At 49.1% G+C, this 21,927-nt stretch carries 12 protein-coding genes; 10 read left to right on the top strand and 2 right to left on the bottom strand.

Annotated elements, in window-relative coordinates; all coding sequences use genetic code 11:
• Nucleotides 1-13: 13 nt before the first annotated feature.
• From KWJ01_RS16485 to KWJ01_RS16455, 7 genes are all read left to right on the top strand, one after another.
• A complete protein-coding gene (locus KWJ01_RS16485; protein WP_224997892.1) occupies nucleotides 14-2,764 on the top strand; it encodes a GH92 family glycosyl hydrolase in 2,751 nt (916 codons plus the stop codon).
• 47 nt (nucleotides 2,765-2,811) lie between these two features.
• Entirely contained in the window at nucleotides 2,812-4,065 is a 1,254-nt protein-coding gene (locus tag KWJ01_RS16480; protein WP_224997890.1) for a DUF4185 domain-containing protein, read from the top strand.
• 67 nt (nucleotides 4,066-4,132) lie between these two features.
• The gene (locus KWJ01_RS16475; RefSeq protein ID WP_224997888.1) at nucleotides 4,133-5,695 is read left to right on the top strand and encodes a sialate O-acetylesterase; all 1,563 of its coding nucleotides are present in this window, start codon (nucleotides 4,133-4,135) and stop codon (nucleotides 5,693-5,695) included.
• A 30-nt stretch (nucleotides 5,696-5,725) separates the two neighbouring features.
• Nucleotides 5,726-7,015: a DUF4185 domain-containing protein gene (locus tag KWJ01_RS16470; protein ID WP_224997886.1), complete on the top strand. Its 1,290-nt coding sequence runs from the start codon at nucleotides 5,726-5,728 to the stop codon at nucleotides 7,013-7,015.
• 33 nt (nucleotides 7,016-7,048) lie between these two features.
• The gene (locus KWJ01_RS16465) at nucleotides 7,049-8,107 is read left to right on the top strand and encodes a hypothetical protein (RefSeq protein WP_224997884.1); all 1,059 of its coding nucleotides are present in this window, start codon (nucleotides 7,049-7,051) and stop codon (nucleotides 8,105-8,107) included.
• Nucleotides 8,104-8,868, top strand: coding sequence for an SDR family NAD(P)-dependent oxidoreductase (locus KWJ01_RS16460; RefSeq protein WP_224997882.1), 765 nt, complete (start codon nucleotides 8,104-8,106; stop codon nucleotides 8,866-8,868). Before KWJ01_RS16465 ends, KWJ01_RS16460 begins: the two co-directional genes overlap by 4 nt.
• Nucleotides 8,869-8,936: 68 nt before the next feature.
• Nucleotides 8,937-9,800 (top strand): SMP-30/gluconolactonase/LRE family protein, encoded by an 864-nt coding sequence (locus tag KWJ01_RS16455; RefSeq protein WP_224997880.1) that lies wholly within the window; start codon nucleotides 8,937-8,939, stop codon nucleotides 9,798-9,800.
• Between the two features lie 33 nt (nucleotides 9,801-9,833).
• Here the strand turns inward: KWJ01_RS16455 and KWJ01_RS16450 are convergent, their stop codons facing one another.
• Entirely contained in the window at nucleotides 9,834-10,568 is a 735-nt protein-coding gene (locus KWJ01_RS16450) for a GntR family transcriptional regulator (RefSeq protein WP_224997878.1), read from the bottom strand.
• 277 nt (nucleotides 10,569-10,845) lie between these two features.
• Between KWJ01_RS16450 and KWJ01_RS16445 the strand changes: the two genes are divergently transcribed.
• Nucleotides 10,846-12,285, top strand: a complete 1,440-nt coding sequence (locus KWJ01_RS16445) for a DUF5005 domain-containing protein (protein WP_224997876.1) — start codon at nucleotides 10,846-10,848, stop codon at nucleotides 12,283-12,285.
• A gap of 48 nt (nucleotides 12,286-12,333) precedes the next feature.
• Here KWJ01_RS16445 and KWJ01_RS16440 read toward each other — a convergent pair whose 3' ends face one another.
• A complete protein-coding gene (locus KWJ01_RS16440; RefSeq protein ID WP_224997875.1) occupies nucleotides 12,334-16,326 on the bottom strand; it encodes a two-component regulator propeller domain-containing protein in 3,993 nt (1,330 codons plus the stop codon).
• Between the two features lie 432 nt (nucleotides 16,327-16,758).
• Between KWJ01_RS16440 and KWJ01_RS16435 the strand changes: the two genes are divergently transcribed.
• Together KWJ01_RS16435 and KWJ01_RS16430 are read left to right on the top strand one after the other, a co-directional pair.
• A complete protein-coding gene (locus KWJ01_RS16435; RefSeq protein WP_224997873.1) occupies nucleotides 16,759-18,615 on the top strand; it encodes a glycoside hydrolase family 2 protein in 1,857 nt (618 codons plus the stop codon).
• A 41-nt stretch (nucleotides 18,616-18,656) separates the two neighbouring features.
• On the top strand, nucleotides 18,657-21,908 hold the full coding sequence (locus KWJ01_RS16430; RefSeq protein WP_224997871.1) for a TonB-dependent receptor: 3,252 nt from the start codon (nucleotides 18,657-18,659) through the stop codon (nucleotides 21,906-21,908).
• Nucleotides 21,909-21,927 lie beyond the last annotated feature (19 nt).

The following is a 21,927-nucleotide window of genomic DNA, read 5'->3' as shown; positions in this document are numbered from 1 at the left end:
TCTATCAGGAGACATGGAAATTAAGGATCAAGTAGTGCAGAGAAGGAAGAAGGCAGGGGCAATTGTGGTTGGTGTTGCCCTTTGCCTTTTCCCTCTCATTACACTGGCCGGACCCGATAATATAGCGCCAAAGGCAAATATAACGGCTTCTACTACCCTAAACAGTGCACATGCTGCAGATAAGGTAACAGATGGCATTATAGGCGTGCATAGCGTGGGAGAATGGGCATCGGAGGGAGACACCACCGACTGGGGCTATGTGCGTTTTCCCTGGATTCAGCTAGACTGGGAAGAACCGCAGTCTGTCAGCAAAGTAGTGCTCTACGACAGGCCCTCCTACAAAGACCATATTGCCGGTGGCAGGCTGCAGTTCAGTGACGGTACGGAGATCTGGGTAAACCAGATTCCCAACGACGGTACCGCTAAAGCAGTGAGCTTTGCGCCAAAAAAAGTAAGCTGGATAAAGTTCGTAACTACCGACGGCAAAGGCAGGGACCTGGGCTTCTCGGAAATAGAAGTGTTTCCTTCTGCCGAACAGTTCATTGACTATGTTAGCCTGGTAGATCCTTACATTGAAACCAACCGGGGCCGTTATTTCTTTTTTATTACCGGAGGCCGGCCTTTTGGCATGGTAGGTGCCGCACCACACACCCGCAATAAAAACCAGAATGGCGGCGGCTATAATTATAATGAAACAGAAATCCTGGGCTTTGGCCAGATCCATAACTGGATGATGTCGGGCATTGAGATTATGCCAACCACCCGGCAGGTTAACCCTACAAAGGGTGAGCAGGGCTGGAAATCACAATTCAGCCACGACGATGAAATTGTGCAGCCGGGCTACCACCGGGTTTTTCTGCGCAACTACAAAACCTGGGTGGAGCTAACGGCCACCGAACGGGTAAGCTTCTACAGGTTTACCTATACCCAGGATATGGAAGCGCAGATCATCACCAGCCTGGGTGGCTATATGGGCAACAGCACCATGGCCAACGCAGATGTTAAGAAGATCAGCAATACCGAACTGGAAGGTTCCTTTAGTTCAATAGACAGGTACTGGGGCGGCCCCAAAGAGGTGAAAGTGTTCTTTGTTGTTCAGTTTGATAAACCATTCAATGCCCTAAAGGGCTGGAAGGGTAGCAACATCCTGGAAAACGCCACCCAGGTGCAGGGCGATAGTGCAGGCGTAGCGGCCCTCTATGATGTAGAGGCTGGTGAGCAGCTGCAGATGAAAATAGGCATCTCCTACACCAGTATCAAAAATGCTCGTCAGAACCTGGCTGCCGAAAGTAACAGCTGGGATTTTGATGGGGTAAGAGCCGACAGCAGAGCCATCTGGAACGACTGGCTGGGCAAAATGGCGGTAACCGGCGGCACCACCGATCAGCGGGTTAAGTTTTATACTGATCTCTGGCACGTATTGCTGGGCCGGCACAAGATCAACGATATTAACGGCGATTACCCTGACCGCACCAAAGGCACAAGGCAGGGAAACTTTACCGATGCTACTTTCGAAGTGAAAACCCTGCCAAAAAACAAAGATGGCAGCCTTAGGTACAATATGTATAATTCAGATGCCTGGTGGCTCTCGCAGTGGAACCTGAACGTGCTCTGGGGCCTGGCCTGGCCTGAAGTGCAGGACGAAATGTCGGCCTCCATGATTCAGTATGCCCAGAATGGGTACCTGTTGCCCAGGGGCCCGGCCGGTGGCGGTTACTCTTACATCATGACCAGCTGTCCCGCCACTAACCTTATTGCCAGCACCTTTCAAAAGGGTCTGCTCACAAAAGTAGATAAAAAACTGGCCTACAAGATTGTAAAACAAAACCACCTGCCTGGGGGCATGTTGGGCGATAGCAAAGACATAGAATTTTATACGGAGAAGGGCTACTGGCCCGGCAATGCCGGTATTACCATAGAGGCGGCATTTCAGGATTATGCCATTGCCCAAATGGCGGATAAGCTGGGTTATAAAAAAGACTATGCGTTCTTCACCAGGCGCTCAGGCGGCTGGAAGAACCTGTACAATCCCGACCATAAGCTCCTGTTCCCCAAAGGCAGAGATGGTAATTTTCTGCACGACAACCCGTTAAGTGGAGCGGGCTGGGTAGAAGCCAATGCCTGGCAGGGCACCTGGGGCCTCTCGCACGATATTGGCGGGCTGGCCCGGCTCATTGGCAGTGCCGATACACTTGCATCGATGCTGAATTTTGCCTTCGAGCAGGCCGAGCCTTCTGATTTTGTATTTGCCTACAACGATGGCTACGTGAGCTATGCCAACCAGCCTGGTTGCTCCAATGCCCATGTATTCAACTATGCCGGCAAACCCTGGCTTACCCAGTATTGGGTACGGAAGGTAAAAGAGCAGGCCTACGGGGGTACTACACCTGATCAGGGTTATGGCGGGCACGACGAAGACCAGGGACAAATGGGAGGTGTGAGCGCCCTCATGGCCATTGGCCTGTTTAACCTGCAGGGCAATGTTTCCAAAACCCCGGTATACGATATTACCAGCCCAATCTTCGATGAAGTTACCATTCAGCTCGATCCCAGGTACTATAAGGGAAAGCAGTTTAAAATTAAAACCCATGATAACAGCAGGGAGAACTGCTACATTCAGCGCGCTACCCTTAACGGAAAAGAACTGAATAAATTCTGGTTTACCCACGAAGAGTATGCCAAAGGCGGCACCCTGGAAATTTGGCTGGGGCCGCAGCCTAACAAGCAGTGGGGTACCACCGATCTGCCCCCGGGGGCCTTGTAATTAGCCGATGTTCCTTAACCACCTCTCAATCAAATAAAAACGTAGCCATGAAAAAAACTAATGGCATTCTGCTCTTAAGTACAGCTGTTCTGATGGCATCGTTCAGCGCTTGCTCGTCGGGGCCGGAAGTAACAGCTGACGATACCCAGCAGCCAGGCATGGTGCAGAAAGATACCTCTTTGACAGAACTGAAATTCACAGTCGAGGAAGCTCCTGAATGGACGTCGTTATTCAACAGAAAAAAGGGCTGGCTTGGTGGCGATGGTATTTTTGCTATCCCGCTTAGTGGTGTAGACGCTCCCGGTGCTGCTGCAGATACAGCGACCATGCTGCTTTTTAGCGATACCCTGATCGGCGAAATAGAGGAAAACGAGCAGGGAGAGGAGGAGATTGACTTCCAGATGATCAACAATACGGTAGCCATGCTCAAGGGTGTTGAGGCAGCAGAAGATAAAATTTCCTTTCACTGGGCTTCTGATGAGGCGGGTAAACCTAAAACCATATTTATTCCCAATACCCCCAACTCACAGCCGGGCGACTACTACTGGCTGGGCGATGGTTTTGTGAACAAGGCAAAAAATGGAGATACTTATATTTTTGGTTACCGCATACGCAACACCGAGGCCGAGACTTTTGCATTTGAGGAGGTAGGAAATACCCTCATCATCATACCCGCAGGTAGCAAACCTCCTTTCGAAAATCAGCGCCAGATTGATACGCCATTCTACTTTACCGGCGATACACCAGATGCTACAGGATCTTTTGGTGCAGGCCTGTTTGTAAATACCAAAGAAGCAGGCGCTCCAGACCCTGATGGCTATTTGTATGTGTACGGGGTTCGTGGCAAAGCAAAACAAGTGCTGGTGGCCAGGGTAGAGCCTAAAAATATAGAAAGTTTTGACCAGTGGCGCTTCTGGGATGGCAGCAGCTGGCAGCCGGATATGCACAAAGCCGCAGCCATTGCCGATAGGGCTTCTAATGAAATGAGTGTAACGCCGCTGCCGGATGGCAGGTATGCCATGGTGTTTCAGACAGATGGCATTGGCAGAACTGTGGGCCTGCGGCTGGGCTTGTCTCCACACGGACCTTTTGGCCCAATCATTCCTGTGTGGGATGCCTCCAAGGATGTTGATGTTGACAAAGACTTCATCAGCTATAATGCTAAGGTGCATAACAACCTGTCTAAGCCGGGAGAGCTTCTCATCAGCTACAACATCAATTCCTTTGATTTCTTCAAGGATATAGAAGATCACCCCAACCTCTACCGTCCACGCTTTATCAGGGTAAAGCTAGATAACTAAGGGGCTGATACGGTGGCGTGATTTGAGGGGTAGCCAGTAGTAAAGCATCTATTTTCAATTGTATGGTATGAGATACTTAAATGGCTTTTTCCTAACCCTGTTGAACTTAATGCTGCTACATGCAGCCACAGGTCAGCAAACGGGCAATGGCCTGCCTGATTCTCTGCGACAGGCTAAGCAGGATGCACCCGGTTTTACACTTGCCAATGTATTGCAGAGCCATATGGTAGTGCAGCAGGCAAGGCCCCTGAAGTTGTGGGGTACAGCCCCTGCAGGTACAGGCATTCACATGCTGGCCGACTGGCAAAAAGAGGCCATTGTTGTGCAAACCGATGCAAACGGGAAATGGCAGGGCCAGCTCCCGGTACCTGCTGCTACTCCGGGCAATTATAGAGCGCACAGTCTAAGCATTATCCATGCAGAGGATACCATGACCCTTACAGATATACTGATCGGCGAGGTTTGGCTCTGCAGCGGGCAGTCTAACATGGATATGGAAATGAAGGCGAACCCACCCTGGCTGGAGGGTGTGGTAGATTACGAGAAAGAAATAGCTGCTGCAGATCATCCAGCTATCCGCTTCATCAACATCGAGAAAAAGTTCACCAAAGCCCCAATTGAAGAGGTAAAGGGAAACTGGCAGGTGGTTTTGCCGCAAACAGCCGGTAAGCTAAGCGGTGTTGCCTACTACTTTGCAAGAGAGCTGCAGGAAAAGCTTCAGCTGCCCGTGGGCCTGGTGGTTACATCTTTTGGCGGTTCTGCTGCCCAGGCCTGGACCAGCCGGGAAGCCCTGGCGGCAGATCCGCTCGTGAAGGAGCATTACCTGGACCCTTACGAGAATAGCCCGCAGGCAAAGGAAAGCCTTGATTCCATCAAGACCCTGGAAAAGCTGTTTGAAGTACTGGCCCGCCCTGCGCTCCTGTACAATGCCATGATTTATCCGCTAAAGAATCTTTCAATCAGGGGTTTTCTGTGGTATCAGGGCGAAGCCAACAAGAAAGATGGCAGCATGTACACCAGGCTGCAGGCAGCCCTCATCAGGGGCTGGCGGAAAGACTTTGCCCAGGGCGAGCTTCCATTTTATTATGTGCAGATGACGCCCTACAACTGGGAAGAAAGCGACTCAACCGCCACCTATTATGCCCGCCTGCGCGAAGCACAGGAAGCGGTAATGAAACAGGTAGCTGGTACAGGAATGGCTGTGACCATGGATATAGGCGAAGCAGATAACATTCACCCCCGAAATAAGAAAGACGTAGGCATCAGACTTTCTAAGCTTGCCCTCCACCATACCTATAATCAAAAAAATGCTGTTTACCTGGGGCCCAGGTACAGCAAGTATACCGTAAAGGGAAATACTGTCAGGGTGGCTTTTGATCCGGAAAGTATTGGCACTGGCTTAACTACTACAGATCAGCAGGCGCCTAAACACTTTTACCTGGCCGGTAAAGACAGGGTGTTTTACCCGGCAGAAGCATGTATTGTAGGGGAGCAGGTATGGCTGCATTCAGATAAGGTGAAAAAGCCTGTGGCTGTACGCTATGCCTTTACAAACTACCCCATTACAAACTTAGGCAATAAGGAAGGCTTGCCAGCCATGCCCTTCCGAACCGATCAGTGGGAGGAATAAGCTATTCTATCATCCTCAACTTTATGTAGCATGAAAACAGAAATATCCTATCCCTATCGCCAGCGAACTCTCTTGCTCTTATTTATGCCTCTGCTCATAGCCTTTGCAAGCTGTAACAATAATAATGGCAGTTCTGCGGCAGGCGAATCTGCGGCAGGCGAATCTGCGGCAGGTAGTCCTGCGGTTGGGGTCGAGGACAAGGAGACTGCAGATCAGCAGGAAAAATACCAGATAAAGGCCCGCTCTGTTTCGCAATGGGAGGAAATGCTGCGGCACAACTCCGGCTGGCTGGGGGCCGATGGTGTTTATGCCGTAGCCTTAAATGGTGTTGAAACACCCGGAAAAGCCGGCGATACGGAAACCATGTTCTGGTTCAGCGATACTATCATTGGTGAAATTGAAGATGATTCCCTGAAGGACGACTGGGAAATGGTGCATAACTCTGTAGGCTATATGCAGGGTGGTGAACCAGACCCCTCCAAGATCAAGTTCAGCTGGCGCAAAGGCGAGCAGGGTGAAGCTATCTCTATGTTTGAGCCTACCATGCCCGGCACCTCAGAAGATGAATACTACTGGCTGGGAGATGGTTTTTTTAATCATGCCACCGACAGCACCATTTACATCTTCGCTTATAAAATAAAAAATGTGCCGGGTGGTGTGTACCCGTTCGAAGATGTAGGTGTATCACTGATAGCACTGCCAAAAGGCAGCCGTCCGCCTTTCGAAAATCAGCGGCAGATGGATACTCCATTATTTATCAAAGACAGCAAGGGCAGGGGTAAAGTAGTTTTCGGTATTAGTGTAATGGCCAATACTGTAGGGGCGGGCGCTCCAAAGCCAGATGGTTTTATTTATGTATATGGTCTAAGAGGCCCCAGCAAAGAACTGTTGGTTGCCCGTGTACCCGATAAAGCCTTCGAAGATTTTAGCCAGTGGCGCTACTGGGATGGCAGTAACTGGAATACCGATGTGCATAGCGCCGCTGCCCTTACCAGCAGGGTATCTAACGAAATGAGCGTGAGCTTTATGGAGGATGGCCGGGTGATTGCCGCCTATCAGCTGGATACCAATTCGCCAACTGTAGCCATACAGGTAGGACGCTCGCCGGTTGGTCCTTTTCAGCCCTACAAAGCAGTTTACGAAACACCCGAAATTTACGAAGACATAGACTTTTACACCTATAATGCCAAGGCGCACCCACACCTGTCGGAGCCGGGGGAGCTGCTAATCAGCTACAATGTAAACTCATTTGATTTCATTGACGACATCCACAGACACCCCCACCACCTCCGGCCCAGGTTTATCAGGATTAAGTATTAGATAATTATTGGCGCTTTCGATAACCAGCACAGGATGAAAAAAAGGACCAGCCCCGGGATTAGTAAGGAGTTAACGCTGAAAAACAGCCTTGCCTCCCTGAGCCTTGATTTATGGGGTGGGGCTATTACTGATTTTCATTTACTGGAGAATGGCGTTAACCCGTTAAGCTTTAAGTTTAGTAGTGAGCAAATGCCCGAGAACAACAGGGTAGGAGCGCCTTACCAGGGGCACTTTATATGCCTGGGCCGTTGGGGAGAACCCTCTGAGGGCGAAAAAAGGGCCGGAATGCCAAACCACGGACAGTTTGCAAATATCTTATGGCAGCAGGAACAAAGCGAACAAAGGGATGCGCTGTACATGACAGCCACGGCCCCCCTGGAGGGATTGCAGCTAAGCAGAACCCTCCAGCTGGATGCCGACAGTGCAGTTATTGCTGTGGAGGAAAAAGTCACCAACATCAATCCTTTGGGTAGGGTCTATAACATGGTGCAGCACCCCACCTTAAGCAGTCCTTTTTTGAATGCTGCCACGGTAGTGGATTGTAACGCAAAAACTGGCTTCAACCAGTTCTTCAGCCAGGGGCCTAACCTGTATGGCATGGACTGGCCTATGGGCATTACTGAAGAGGTATCTGTGATTAATCTCAGGCGGCCAGATAAAACTTATAATGCTGTATATTCTTTTGTAGTGGACAAAACCAGCACCATAGGCTGGGTTACCGCTTTTTCGCCCATCCACCAAACCCTGATTGGTTATATCTGGAATCGCAAAGATTATCCCTGGATACACCTGTGGCAGCACTGGCCTGGCGAGCAGATCTGCTACAGGGGCATTGAGTTTGGCACGGCAGGTATTCACAAGCCTTTCAGGGAAATACTGGCAACCGCTCCACGGGTATTTGGTGAATGCACCTTTGCTTACATCGATGCAGGGGAAACAGTATCACGCCGTTACCTCGCCTTCCTCTTAAAAGTGCAAAATAATTATACAGGTGTCAGCAGCATTGAAGTGGCAGAGGGGAAGATCATGATAGGGGCTAGGCTGCAGGAACAGGATACAAGTATAGATACAACTTTTAAAGACTTTCTATGAAGTTCAAAGATAAAACAGCAGTAATAACCGGTGGAGCAAAAGGCATTGGGGCTGCCTGTGCCAAAATGTTTCATGATGAAGGTGCCAACGTGGTATTGCTGGATGTTGACAAGGAAGGGCCTCTTTCTCCCGCCGAAAGGTGGCTGTACCTGCAGTGCAATGTATCGGCAGAAGAAAGTGTAAAACAGGCTTTTTCTGCCATTCAGGTAACTTTTGGTGAAGTACATTACCTGGTGAACAATGCCGGCATACAACGCTACGGCTCTGTTACCGAAACCTCTGCCGAGGAGTGGGACCTGGTTTTTAATGTTAATCTGAAGGGCATGTTTCTCTGCGCGAAACATGCCATACCGCTTATGCAGCCACACAAAAAAGGAGTGATCATCAATGTGGCAAGTGTACAGGCTTTTGTAAGCCAGCGCAAGGTAGCAGCCTACACAACAGCTAAAACTGCCATTCTTGGCTTAACCCGCAGCATTGCCATCGATTATGCTCCCTACATTCGCTGTGTGGCTGTTTGTCCTGGCACCATCAATACGCCCATGCTGCAGGATTCCTTCGCACTGTCGCCAGACCCCGGCGAGGTAATGCAGGAGTGTATAGACATGCACCTGACCCAGCGTATTGGGGAGGCTGCAGAGGTGGCTGCGCTGGTAACTTTTCTTTGCGAAGACAAAGCTTCCTTTATCACTGGCGAAGCCATCAGGATCGATGGTGGCCTTGGAATCTCTATTGGTGGTAGTAAAAGAGATGAGGTATAGCGCAAAAAGCATATGTAAATAAACAAGCTGTACTTCCTGATTTACCAAAACCTCAAAAACTATTCTGTATGTCCCTATCAGTTGAAAACGTATCAATCTTTGCCGATGGGCTTGACCATCCCGAATGTATTGCCGTGCACCCCAATGGTTCTGTATGGGCCGGTGGTGAGGCAGGCCAGGTATACCGTATTTCGGCAGATGGCAGGCAGGTGGAGGAAGTAAGTAATACGGGAGGGTTTATCTTAGGCATTGCCTTCTCACCCGATGCCAGCTGGCTGGCCCTCTGCGACCTGAAGCATAAATGCCTCTGGAAACTGGAGCTTGAGAGCCTGCAGCTTACGAAATTTGCTACTGGCGCAGACGGGGTGAATTTTAATATTCCGAATTATCCGGTTTTCGACAGCCAGGGTAATCTCTATGTATCTGAAAGTGGTGCGTTCAGAGAAGTGAGCGGGAAGGTATTCAAGTTTGATACTGCCGGAGAAGGCCGTGTCTGGCATAACGGGCCTTTTAATTTTGCCAATGGCATGGCCCTTTCTGCAGATGAAAAGCACCTCTACATCGTCTGTACCTGGCTGCCGGGGGTAGAAAGAGTTGCCATCAGGGAGGATGGCAGTGCGGGTAGCAGAGAAGTCTATACCACCCTTCCCCAAACCTGTCCCGACGGCGTGGCATTTGATGCTGCAGGCAATCTGTACATATCGTGCTATGCGCCCAACCGCATCTATAAAGTAAGCCCTAAGCAGGAAGTAAGCCTGCTGCTGGATGATTGGGAAGGCCACACCCTTGCCAACCCCACGAACATTGCTTTTGGCGGGGAGGGGTATTCTCACATGTTTATAGCAAGCCTGGGCAGATGGCACATCGGCAAAATTGCCATGGATGAGCCCGGATTAGCATTAGCAGTTTATCGCAGCCAGGCAGGAGCATAAAGGATGCCCAAAAGCAACAGCATGTTTAGAAGATTAACGCTTGATATCGATGGTATACTTGAACTGATCGGCCCGGTAATAGCCCAGGTTGTACTCAATGGGGCGGTCGCCGGGATCGCACACCAGCCGCTTTCTGAACAGGATCGGGTCGCCGGTTTTCGTGCCAAGCATTTTGGAAAGCCGGCCATCGGCCAGCATGGCAGAAATCTCCTCCTTGGAGATAGAGGGAACCGTATGGTGATCTTTTTCAAGTATATCGTACAGGTATCCCTCAAAATCTTCGGTACCCGTAAGGCCAACCCGCGGATGAAAGTAGGAGATAAAGTATACAAATGGTCCCTTATCGAAACCCTTAAGCCTTTCCAGCTTCAGCACCTTTGTAGCTTTTTTTATTTGCAGGGCAGCGGCAATCTCTTCATCGGCATTCACCCAGCTTACTTCAACCTTATAGTTTTTAAAGTCAATACCCTTTTTGTGCATCTCTTTGGAGAAACTAAACCAGTTATCCAGCTTTGTAGAAATACTGGGTTTGTTCACCTTGGTGCCTACTCCTTTTTTCCGGTCCAGCAGATTTTCGTGCACCAGCTTATTGGTTGCCTGTCGAATTGTATTCCTGGAAATACCAAGCCTTTTGGCCAGATCTACCTCTTTAGGCAGCAGTTTTCCATTCTGATAGGCAGGATCCTTGATCATCTCTCTCAACAGTTGCTCTACCTGCACATGAAGTGGCAGTGGGCTGTTATGGTCAATCGAAATGTTATTTTCCAAAGGAATATGTCTTTTTGTTCAAACAAATATATAAAATTATGTCAAACTGCCTATTGTTTTACATGAACCATTCTGAAAATGGCCTGCATTTTAGAATAAGCCATTTTCTCTGATAATTGAATATTAACTAGCACTGCATCTATTTGTTGGTAAACACCTCTGTAGATTGTTGGCTGGATAGTATGTTCTATGCTGATGCTGCTTTCTGCTGAAATGTTCAACACCCTTTACTCATTCATTTTCTTTGTGTACTGTCACACCACAAGTCTCTAATATCATGAAACAGATCGTTTACTTTATAATACTTTTCGCTGTACTGTTTCAGGAGGTACTGGCCCAGTCGCCTGCTTATAAAGATGAGGCATTTACCGAGTTTTTTCGCAGAACCAGCGGCTGGGTAGCATCTGATGCGACCATATCGATACCACTACCCCAAAATCGTGCCCTCTGGTTGTTTGGCGATACTCATATCGATGGGTATGAAGCTTCCGACAACAGCATACCCTGCCTGTTTCAGGTGAGGAATTCCATGATGGTGCAGGATATGGAGCATCCGGAAGAATTCATTACCATTCTGGATAATACTCAGGAAGGTATCAACAGAACACCGGTAAAGGATCCGGAAAATGAGGAACTGTACTTCTGGCCGGGCCATGGCTACAGCAAAGGCGATACAACGGTGGTCTTCTGGGGTGCCTATACGGGCGCAGGCATGGAACATAGGGCTACTTACCTTACAAAAATCTACACCCCGGATCTTACCGATGCATCTGCTATCAAGGAAATGGTAAAATTGCCCCTGCCCGGTGGAATAGAGTGGGGAAACGCCGTTGTGGTAGATTCTGCATCACAATACCTGTACATCTACGGGCAAATGAAAGACTGGATTCTCTTCCGGCCGCTGGTGGCCAGGGTTTCCATGGAGCAGGATATTCTAAGTGCCTGGGAATTTTTTGATGGAAACACCTGGACAAGCGGTTACTGGAATGCCCAACAAGTTATGGGGAGCACTGATGATTATGTTTCTCCCAGCTTTAGCGTAATTAAGCTACAGGATAAATATTATATGATCTCTCAGGATATTGGCTTTCTTACCTGTGGCTATGGCCGTGAAATATACTCCTGGGAGAGCAATTCGCCACAGGGGCCATTCACTAACAAAAAGCTGCTTTATACCATCGAAGACAAATACCAGGGCGAGTACTGGGTAACCTATAATGCCACAGCACATCCTGAATTTATCCGTAACAACGAACTGCTTATTTCTTACAATGTAAATGGCTTTGCTAATAATGGCGTAGAGGGCGTATCCTGCCAGAACGAATGCCGCGATGCTTTCAGGGACAGGAGACATGCAGATGGGTACCGCCCCAAGTTTATACGGGTACCGCTCACCTACATCGATCCTACCCTGAATGTGCCAGATCGATACTTTCCGGAAACAGACCCTACTGGTTTGCCTGCAGGCTGGGTGCCGCTAAAGCAGGTGAGGGTGTATCCCAACCCCAGTGCTGGTGATCGTTTTACGGTGGAGGTAAACAGTGCTGCTCCAGGAGTAGCAATCAAAATACAGGTAAGAGACCTGCAGGGTAAACTGGTGCTGGAACAGGATATGGATGGTACCAGCACAAACATCCAGTTAAGAAGTACAGGGATGTTCCTGCTATATATTACTGCCGGAAATAAAATGAGTGTATCAAAGGTGGTGGTAAGGTAGCAGTTACCCACCCTGGAAGTTCTAAAACCTCCAGGGCTTGGCTCTATTTTATTTCACCACCCCAACCTTAGCACTCGCATATTCAGAAGGGGTCATCCCGAACTGCTTAAGGAAGTTTCTGCCAAAGCTGGTTTGGGAGTTGTAGCCCACAATGTTCGCTATTTCATAGATCTTATACTCACCCTCTATTAAGAGCTCTGCTGCCTTTTTCAGGCGGGCAATGTTGATGAGCTCGTTGGGGGTAAGGTTAGAGATGGCCTTGATTTTCCGGTAGAGGGTGGGGCGGCTCATGTTCATGATCTCCGCCAGGTGGTCTACGTTCAGGTCGGCATCGGCTATGTTTTTGTAGATGGCTTCGTTTAGCTTCTCCAGGAAGAGCTCATCGGCTTTGCTGTAGGCTATGCTTTTGAGATGGACCAGGGGTGAGCTGGAGAAGTACTCCTTGATCTTCGTCCGGTTGGTGAGCAGGTTGGTGATTTGCACCTTCAGGTGCTCGGGAGAGAACGGTTTTTCGATATAGGCATCTGCGCCAGACTCCAAACCCTCAATCTTGGCCTGCAGGCTGTTTTTGGCGGTGAGCAGGATAATTGGAATGTGGCTATTGTCTATGTTGGCTTTTACCTGTTTGCATAGCTCAAAGCCTCCCATACCGTCCATCATCACATCGCTCACGATCAGCTGAACGCTTTCTTTCTGCAGCAGCTCCAGTGCTCTCTCGCCATTGTAGGCTTTAAGGATGTGGTAGTCTGCACTTAACTCTCCGGCAATAAACTCCAGCATTTCCCGGTTGTTTTCTACCAGCAGCAGGTTGGGCCTGGTTTCTCCGGCTGGCTCAGGCTCTTCTTTATGGAGCTCTGCGTTGTTGGTTTCTGCCAGCTGATCGTCGTACAGGTTAAACTCATTTTCCTGGTGCAGCGGCAGGCTCAGCACAAAAACGTTAAGATCACTTTCGCTCTGCTTGAGTACCAGTGTGCCTTTGTGCAGCTCGGCCAGCGAACGCGACAGGGATAGCCCAATGCCGGTTCCCAATTCATTTTCTGATTCCTTCAGCCTGAAAAATGGTTCAAAGATCTTTTGCTTCATCTCGTAAGGAATCAGGTGCCCGTCGTTCCGGATCTCGATCACAAACTCCTTATCGGCAGGAGAGAGCGGTGTAAAGCTTAGCTGCACCCTGCTCTCCGCATATTTAAGGGCATTGTTCAGCAGGTTGCTCAAGATTTTGGTAAAGGCTTCCTTATCTACAAAGGCAAAAAGGGGTGCTTCAGGCAGGTTGAGCTTGTAGCTTAAATTCTTCTGATCTGCAGCGGGTTTAAACCGGTAATAGGTTTCTTCCACCAGTTCAGAAATATTCACCTTCACAAAGTTCAGGCTAAAGCCTTTTGCTTCTGTTTTCCGGAAGTCAAGCAGCTGGTTGGTCAGATCCAGCAGGCGGTTGGTGTTCTTGTTCATGATCCGGAGGCTGTCCTTTATGTCTGGGCAATCTACGGCTGATCTTAGTACGTTTTCCAGCGGACCTTTGATCAGGGTCAGTGGTGTTCTGATCTCATGGGCTACATTGGTGAAAAATTCGATCTTTGCCTGGTAAATTTCCTTCTCCTTTTCACTCTCCAGCAGCTTTATTCGTCGCAGGTTTTTTCGCTGCGCTACCCGGTGGTAGTAAGTTACCCCCAGCATGACCAGCGAAATGCCCAGCAGTGCATAGATGGCATAAGCCCAGGAGCTGGCCCAGAAGGGGGGGAGTATAACAATCTCCAGGCTTGTTGCTTTTTCATTCCACAAGCCGCTGCTGTTTGAGGCTTTTACCTGGAAGGTGTAGTTCCCTGGCGGCAGCTGGGTAAAATATACCTTTCGGTTTGTTTTAAGGTAAGTCCAGTCTCTGTCCAGCCCCTCCATTTTGTAGGCATACTCTGCCATACCGGGGGCGGTATAGCTAAGCGCTGCAAAATCGAGGCTAAAGGACGACTGCTTATGATTCAGTACAATCTTATCAGTAAAGGTAATGGAATTCTGAAGGGGAGAGTTGGGCTTGTTTACCGGCAGCTCCTGGTTGTGCACCTGAAAGCCCGTTAAATAGATGGGAGGGATGTAGGTGTTTTTGAGAAATTTGGTGTGGTCAAAGCGCATGAGCCCCTTAACAGTTCCAAAATACATGCTACCATCGGCATCCATATAGGATGAGCCATAGTTTAGCTGATCACTCAGCAGGCCATGAGCTTTGGTATACACGATCATTTCCTCTGTAGCCGGATCGTACCACACCAGGCCTTTGGATGTGCTTATCCAAAGGTGCTGATCTTTATCTTCCAGCACCCGGTAGGTAACATTGCTGGGCAGGCCCTCCTCAGTATTAATTCTCCTGAATTGCTTTTCCTTACGATTAAACAGGTTCAGTCCATCTTCTGTGGTAATCCATAAATTATGCTTGCTGTCTTCAAAAATACCGTTGACAGCATTATTGCTTAGGCTACTGGCATTCTGAGCTTCGTTTTTATAAAATCCCTTCTGCCGGGTGGCGGGGTTGTAGTAGTACAGACCATCGCGGTAGGTGCCGGCCCAGAGCACCCCTTCCGAGTCCTCAAACATAATCGTGTAAAACTGATCCGGAAAGTGAGACACAGGATCGAACTCATCTTTCTCGGCATTATACTGGTTTATTCCTGCAGAGGTACTTACCAGTATTTTCCCGGAGCGGGTTTTCAGAATAGCATACACAAAGTCGCTTTTTAAGGCACCCTCCTGTGGACCTGCACCATAGTGCCGTATAATTTTACCGGTTTTGATGTCCATCACATCAAGCCCCTGGTGAAAGGTACCGATCCAGAGCTCATCGCCAATGGCCAGAAGGCCATGAATGTTGTAATGAGATAGCCCACGCTTCTGGTCGCTGGTATTATAGTTGGTGAACTGCCCGGTTTTGGGATTAAATTTATTGAGGCCGGCATCTTCTGTACCAATCCAGATGTTTCCCCAGCGGTCCTGGCAAATTTCGCGCACGGCATTTCCGCTAATGGAGTTTTCACTCATTTTAGGGAAAAATTTTTCGAAGGGAGTGTATTGCTTTGGGTAATAATTAACGCCGCCAAAATAGGTACCGGCCCAGATACCGCCCTCCTGGTCTTTATAGAGGGTGTATATAGCGTTATCAGAAATAGAATAGGGGTTGTTATAGCTCTTTTTGAGGTTGGTAAGGGTACCCTTTTCTAAATCATAAATGTACATACCGGCTTCGGTAGCTACCCAAAACTCGTTTTCGCTGCTCTTTACAAAATCCCGCACAAAGAGGGCAGAGCTGTCGGTATCATGGGTGAGTATATCCTGGTAACTGCCATGCCTGGTGCTAAACAGCTTAAACCCCTGGCTTTGGGTACCCACCAGTATTGATTCCTGCCCGGTTGGATAGATGGTTTCGATCCAGTCTGTAGCCGCAGGGCTGGAGTTCTCAAACACATCATAGCTGACGAAGGCATCATGGGCTGCATTGTAGCTGTTAAGGGTGCCTTCGGTGCTGGATACCCATAAGGTACCATCAGGGGTAATGCACAGCGAGGTGGCCAGGAAGTATTTATTGGTTTCGTAAGACTGTAGCACCTGCCTGCTTCTGTCGTAGCGGTAGAGGGTAAAGCCAGAGATAAACCACAGATTTCCGGCCTTGTCTTCAGTAATATCACGAATGTAGCTGTTGGTGGTGATCTTTAGCAGGCTAAATTTCTCTGTTTTTTCATCATACTGGTAGAGGCCCTTGTCGGTTCCCACCCAAAGTTTACCCCCGCTCTCGTAGAGTGCCTGTATAAAATTACTGCCAATGCTGCTGGTATCATTTGTATTGTTGCGAAATACTTTAAAAGTATGGCCATCGAAGCGGTTAAGGCCATCTTTAGTGCCAAACCACAGAAAGCCCTGCTTGTCCTGCATGGTGCAGATCCCAGAGTTGTGCGAAAGGCCGGATTCTACCTGGTAGTTTCTGAAATAGTAGGATTGTGCGCTTAAAGCCTCCCCAATAAAAAGGAGTACCGCCACCAGCCATACTGATTTATACTTCATAGTGTTGCGCATATCAGGCCCCTGTATCAGTTAAAAATGCCGCTTACTAAAGATAGCCACAAAGCTTCTACATCCTGTATCAAACTTCCATAAATCGTCTCAAAAATGCTTTACAATCGTTTGCAAATAATTTTTGAGAGGATTTGAAGAAATTCTGACCTGCTGATACAGCCTGTGTAAAATCTAATCCTCGTTCTTGCGAGTACTGATACTTGCAATCGATTGAACTAAACTGAATGAGCTTTTGCCTGACAATTTAGCGGTAGCTGGCTGCTAAACGCGCAGGACTGAAATTTTTGCTGGTTCTGTGAGCAGGCAAAGGGGTGCTTACATCCTTTGGATGAGTACATCCTCTGGCGAGTATCAAAAGAACATATCCTGCAGTAACAGAGCTGCAGCCTGTAAGAGACAACTAACTATACTCTTGGGTCTATGAATAAATTCTACTTTCTGATTTTTTTTACTTTACTGATTTCGCAGGGGCTTGTAAAAGCCCAGCAGGCTTCCTGGAAACCTGTTGCTGACAGGATCACTTCTCCCTGGGCAGAAAAGGTGAATCCTGCAGCACCCCTGGCAGAGTATCCGCGGCCGCAAATGGTGCGCGAGAACTGGCAGAACCTAAACGGACTCTGGGAGTACACCATCACACCAAAAGATCAGGCTGCTCCTGCACAGTTCAGCGGCAGTATTTTAGTGCCCTTTGCCCCTGAATCAGCCCTCTCGGGCGTAGGCAAAAGAGTGGGCAAAGACAGTGTGCTTTGGTACAGAACAACAGTTAAAGTACCAGCCAGCCTTCGGCGCCAAAAGTTACTGCTCCACTTCGGAGCTGTAGACTGGCAGACGCAGGTGTGGGTGAATGGCAGGGAGGCAGGCACCCACGAAGGCGGCTACGATCCCTTTACTTTTGATATAACACCCCACCTGCGCAATGGCAGCCAGCAGGAAATAGTAGTACGGGTGTGGGACCCAACAGACGAAGGCCCCCAGCCCCGCGGCAAGCAGGTTAATGAGCCCCATGCCATCTGGTATACCCCTGTTACGGGCATCTGGCAAACAGTATGGCTGGAGCCGGTGCCGCAGACCTACATCGCCGGAACCAGACAAACCCCCGATATCGATAAGCAGAGCCTTACCGTAAATGTACAGCTGGAAAATCAGCAGGCAAATGACCGCATCAGGATCACTGCTCTGGATGGCAATACCAAAGTTGCCGAAACAGAGGTGGCGGCAGGGCAGGAGGCTGTGCTGCAGCTGAAGGACCAAAAGCTCTGGTCGCCGGAAAATCCTTTCCTGTATAACCTTCAGCTAAGCCTGCTGCGCAACGGACGGGTGGTAGATCGGGTACAAAGCTATTTTGGCATGCGCAAGATCAGCATGGAACCGGATGAAAATGGTATTCAGCGCATGCTCCTCAATAATAGGTTTGTCTTCCAGTTTGGGCCGCTCGACCAGGGCTGGTGGCCCGATGGTCTCTACACGGCCCCCACCGACGAGGCACTGCTCTTCGATATTCAGAAAACAAAAGAAATGGGCTTTAACATGATCCGCAAGCATGTAAAGGTAGAGCCCGCCCGCTGGTACTACCATGCTGACAGGCTGGGCATGCTGGTATGGCAGGATATGCCCAATGGCGACTGGGGCGGGCGCTGGGGCAATAACCCGGGCATTGCGGGTATAGGCGAAGACATGGAGCGCAGCCCTGAATCAGAAAAGATATTCCGCACCGAGTGGGCAGCCATTATGGATGACTTCCACAACTTTCCCAGCATTGTGGTGTGGGTGCCCTTTAACGAAGCCTGGGGCCAGTTTAAGACTGAAGAAATTACCAACTGGACTATGGAGAGAGACCCTTCACGCCTGGTTAATACCGCCAGTGGCGGCAACTTCCATCCGGTAGGCCATATCATCGATATTCATAATTACCCCGACCCGGCCATGCCAAGGTCGGATCTTTTTGGCAAAGACAGAATATTGGTGCTGGGAGAATATGGCGGCCTGGGGCTGCCTGTAGAGGGCCACACCTGGCAGACAAAAGATAACTGGGGCTACCAGAGCTTTAAAAACAAGGAGGAGCTCTTTGAGAAATACAAGGAGTTTATCGACCGCCTGGAGGATATGATTCCGAAAGGTTTATCGGCTGCTATTTACACCCAAACCACTGATGTGGAAATAGAAACGAATGGCCTGATGACGTATGACCGCCGGATCATTAAAATTCCGGCAGAGCAGCTAAGAGCGGTGCATAGCAAGCTATACGACTCCTCCTTAGTAGAGCTGAAAGAAGAATAGTACCAAAGGATTTTTTACCTACTAATACTAACCAACAACTTATGAAAAAAGGATTTACACATTGGTTAAGCATGTTCGGGCTTGCATTAGCGGTGTGTTGTCTTGCCACTGCAGCTTCGGCACAACATTCAGCAGGTCTGAATTTGCTGAAGGCTGAACAGGGGGCAAGGCAAACCCATCGTGCTGGTGCGTTAAACATGGCTGCCGGTTTGCTGCCAGGCAATGGTTTAAGAGCTGCTGCTCCGGCCGCAACAGGGGCGTTCGGCGGGAAGTTTGATGTTCGCAGTGCAACAAATGCGCTGGAAAGAATTGTAACCGGCAGGGTAACCGACGATACAGGAGAAGGCCTGCCCGGGGTATCCATCAGGGTAAAAGATACTGGCGTTGGTACCGTAACGGATATGGACGGAAATTACCGCCTGAGTATTCCGGATGAGTATCAGCAGCCTGTGCTGGTCTTTTCTTTTGTAGGTTATGAGGATCAGGAGGTAGCCGTAGGCACCCAGTCTGTAATAAACCTCCAGATGGCCGAAGATGTAGAATCGCTGCAGGAGCTGGTGGTTATTGGTTACCAGACGGTACAGAAGAAAGATGTTACCGGTGCGGTGGGTGTTGTAAGCCCGGAAGCCGCTAGCAGGGTAACAGCAGCTTCACTGGCAGAGTCTATCCAGGGCCTGGCTCCGGGCGTTACTGTCAGGAACAGCGGGGCACCGGGTGCCGGCGCCAACATTGAAATACGTGGAGTATCAAGTTTTAGGAATACAAGCCCTTTATACGTGATCGATGGCATGATTTCGGATGCGAACCCCACCATCAATACCAACGATATAGAATCGGTTCAGATCTTAAAGGATGCTTCTGCCGCAGCTATTTATGGGTCCAGGGCGGCAAACGGTGTTGTTATCATCACTACCAAACAAGGCAAAGAGGGCCCGGCTCGTGTTAGCTTTACCGCCAAGTATGGCGTGCAGCAGATCCCTAAGCGCTGGGATGTTATGAACCGGGAGGAATTTACGGCCATGCAGCGCATGCAGTACGAAAACTCCGGTTTAACCCCTCCACCAAGCCTAAGCGATCAGTTTAACCCGGGAGTAGATACCGACTGGCAGGAAGAAGTGATCCGCACCGGAAGTCTGCAGGATTATAATGCCACCATTTCAGGCGGATCCAGCAGCGGCAATTACCTGGTATCAGGTAGCTATTTTACCAATGAGGGTGTGCTGATTGGTAACTCTTTTGACAGAGCTGCCCTGCGCATTAATTCACAAACCGAAAAAGGCCGTGTAACTTTTGGTGAAAACCTGCTGCTCACCTATTCCAGCCAGAAAGCACCCTGGGGGGGGAACCCTTTCTTCGATATGCCTCAGATGCTGCCTGTAATCCCGGTACAGAGTGACAATTACATTACAGCAGCAAACCCAGAGGGCTGGGGCATTGGTACAACAGATGCTGTAACTTATGCATGGAACCCGGTTGCCGTAAACAACATTACCACCAGAAGCAGCAATTACTCAAAACTGGTCGGTAACGCATTTGTGGATGTGAAGATTCTTGATGCGCTCACCTATCGTTTCAATGCAGGTGCCGAAGCCAGCTTTGACTACTCCAGGTTTTTACAAAAACGTGGGGAGTATCGGTTTAACCAGCCTGCGGCACCTTCTGTAGTAAATGAAGATCGCTCCAGGTTCACGAGCTTGCTTTTTGAACATACACTCAATTTTAATAAGGTATTTGGACTGCATAACATTAATGGTGTTGTGGGGTATTCGCAGCAGGCAACCAGAAGAGAATTAACTTCTGGTGGGCGTACTAATCTGCAGATGTTTAATGGACAGTATCTTACCACCATTAACTCTGCTACCGGAGAGTCGGTAAGCTATGGCGAAACACCGGTTGATTATAAGATCAGAGGCTTCTTAGGCCGATTGAATTATACCTTAAACGAAAAATACCTGATTACCTTGTCAGGCAGATACGATCAGGACTCAAGGTTTGCTTCTGAATACCGATCCAGCTTTTTTCCTTCTGTAGCCCTGGGGTGGCGCATCAGCGATGAGAATTTCTTCCAGCTTCCATTCATATCTGATTTGAAATTGCGTGGTTCCTGGGGTAAGCTGGGTATTGTGACAGTTGATTCCTGGGATTACATCGGCTTCCTGAACAGCAATCCGCGGGCAATATTTGGTCCCGATCAGGATGCTTTTGTAGGTGCCCTGCAGGCACAGCTGGCTAACCCCGATTTGCGCTGGGAAGAAAGAATAAGCCGTAATATTGGTTTTGATGCAGGTTTCCTGGACAACAGGATCACGCTTTCGGCAGAGTACTACAATTCCCTTTCAGAAGATGTGCTGCTGAATTTACCTATCGCCTGGTATCTGGGTAATTTAGGGGGCGATCCTGCGGTAAATGCAGCATCTATTAGAAACGAGGGTGTTGAACTGGCAGCTACCTATCGTAGTGGGGCGAACCCCTTTAAGTGGGATGTTTCAGCCAACCTTACCACTATTAAAAATACTGTAGAAGATGTGGGTAACCAGGGAGAGGGCATCAATTATCTTCAGACAGGAATTACCCGTACCCAGGTAGGCCGATCAGTTGGAGAATGGTACCTTTTACAAACAAACGGACTGTTCCGAAGCCAGGCAGAAATTGATGCCTATACCAATGACGAAGGTGAGCTGATACAACCCTTTGCCCAGCCCGGCGATGTTCGCTATGTGGATGTGAATGGCGATGGCACTATCAACCAGCAGGACAGAACCTTCCGCGGATCGCCCTGGCCTACGCTGCAAACCGGAGCCCAGTTCAATGCCTCTTATGGTGCATTTAACATCAACATGCAGCTGGTAGGCGTTTTTGGACAGAAGGTTATGAATGGTGTGCGCCAGGTGCTGGACAGCTACCAGAACACCAACTTCAGAAGAGGTATTGATCCATGGTCACCAGAAAATCCGGATGGTGACGATCCCAGGCTTGGTGTAGCCACAGACGATCCAGGGCTTAGCGACAATGCCAGGCTGGAAAGCGACCGCTGGCTGGAAAATGCATCATATGTACGCATGCGTAACCTCGAAATTGGTTACCAGCTGCCTGTGGGCATGGCCGAGCGCTTCAACATTCAGAATGCCCGCCTGTACATCAGCGGCCAAAACCTCTTTACTATCACTAAGTATTCCGGACTCGATCCTGATGTGACAGGTAACGCAGACAATGCCATTCTGGAAAGAGGTTTCGACAGGGGCAACTGGCCTTCCAGTCGTGTATTTTCCATAGGCTTACAACTTGGACTATAAGCCAATAATGATGCAATCT

The organism is Cesiribacter sp. SM1, from assembly GCF_020178975.1.
GTDB lineage: Bacteria > Bacteroidota > Bacteroidia > Cytophagales > Cyclobacteriaceae > Cesiribacter.
This window is presented reverse-complemented; position numbering and strand designations above follow the sequence as displayed.

Coding starts and splice junctions, on each gene's coding strand:
- KWJ01_RS16455 (WP_224997880.1), top strand. CDS start 8,937: ATGTCCCTATCAGTTGAAAACGTATCAATCTTTGCCGATGGGCTTGAC.
- KWJ01_RS16465 (WP_224997884.1), top strand. CDS start 7,049: ATGAAAAAAAGGACCAGCCCCGGGATTAGTAAGGAGTTAACGCTGAAA.
- KWJ01_RS16475 (WP_224997888.1), top strand. CDS start 4,133: ATGAGATACTTAAATGGCTTTTTCCTAACCCTGTTGAACTTAATGCTG.
- KWJ01_RS16440 (WP_224997875.1), bottom strand. CDS start 16,326: ATGAAGTATAAATCAGTATGGCTGGTGGCGGTACTCCTTTTTATTGGG.
- KWJ01_RS16445 (WP_224997876.1), top strand. CDS start 10,846: ATGAAACAGATCGTTTACTTTATAATACTTTTCGCTGTACTGTTTCAG.
- KWJ01_RS16480 (WP_224997890.1), top strand. CDS start 2,812: ATGAAAAAAACTAATGGCATTCTGCTCTTAAGTACAGCTGTTCTGATG.
- KWJ01_RS16470 (WP_224997886.1), top strand. CDS start 5,726: ATGAAAACAGAAATATCCTATCCCTATCGCCAGCGAACTCTCTTGCTC.
- KWJ01_RS16435 (WP_224997873.1), top strand. CDS start 16,759: ATGAATAAATTCTACTTTCTGATTTTTTTTACTTTACTGATTTCGCAG.
- KWJ01_RS16430 (WP_224997871.1), top strand. CDS start 18,657: ATGAAAAAAGGATTTACACATTGGTTAAGCATGTTCGGGCTTGCATTA.
- KWJ01_RS16485 (WP_224997892.1), top strand. CDS start 14: ATGGAAATTAAGGATCAAGTAGTGCAGAGAAGGAAGAAGGCAGGGGCA.
- KWJ01_RS16460 (WP_224997882.1), top strand. CDS start 8,104: ATGAAGTTCAAAGATAAAACAGCAGTAATAACCGGTGGAGCAAAAGGC.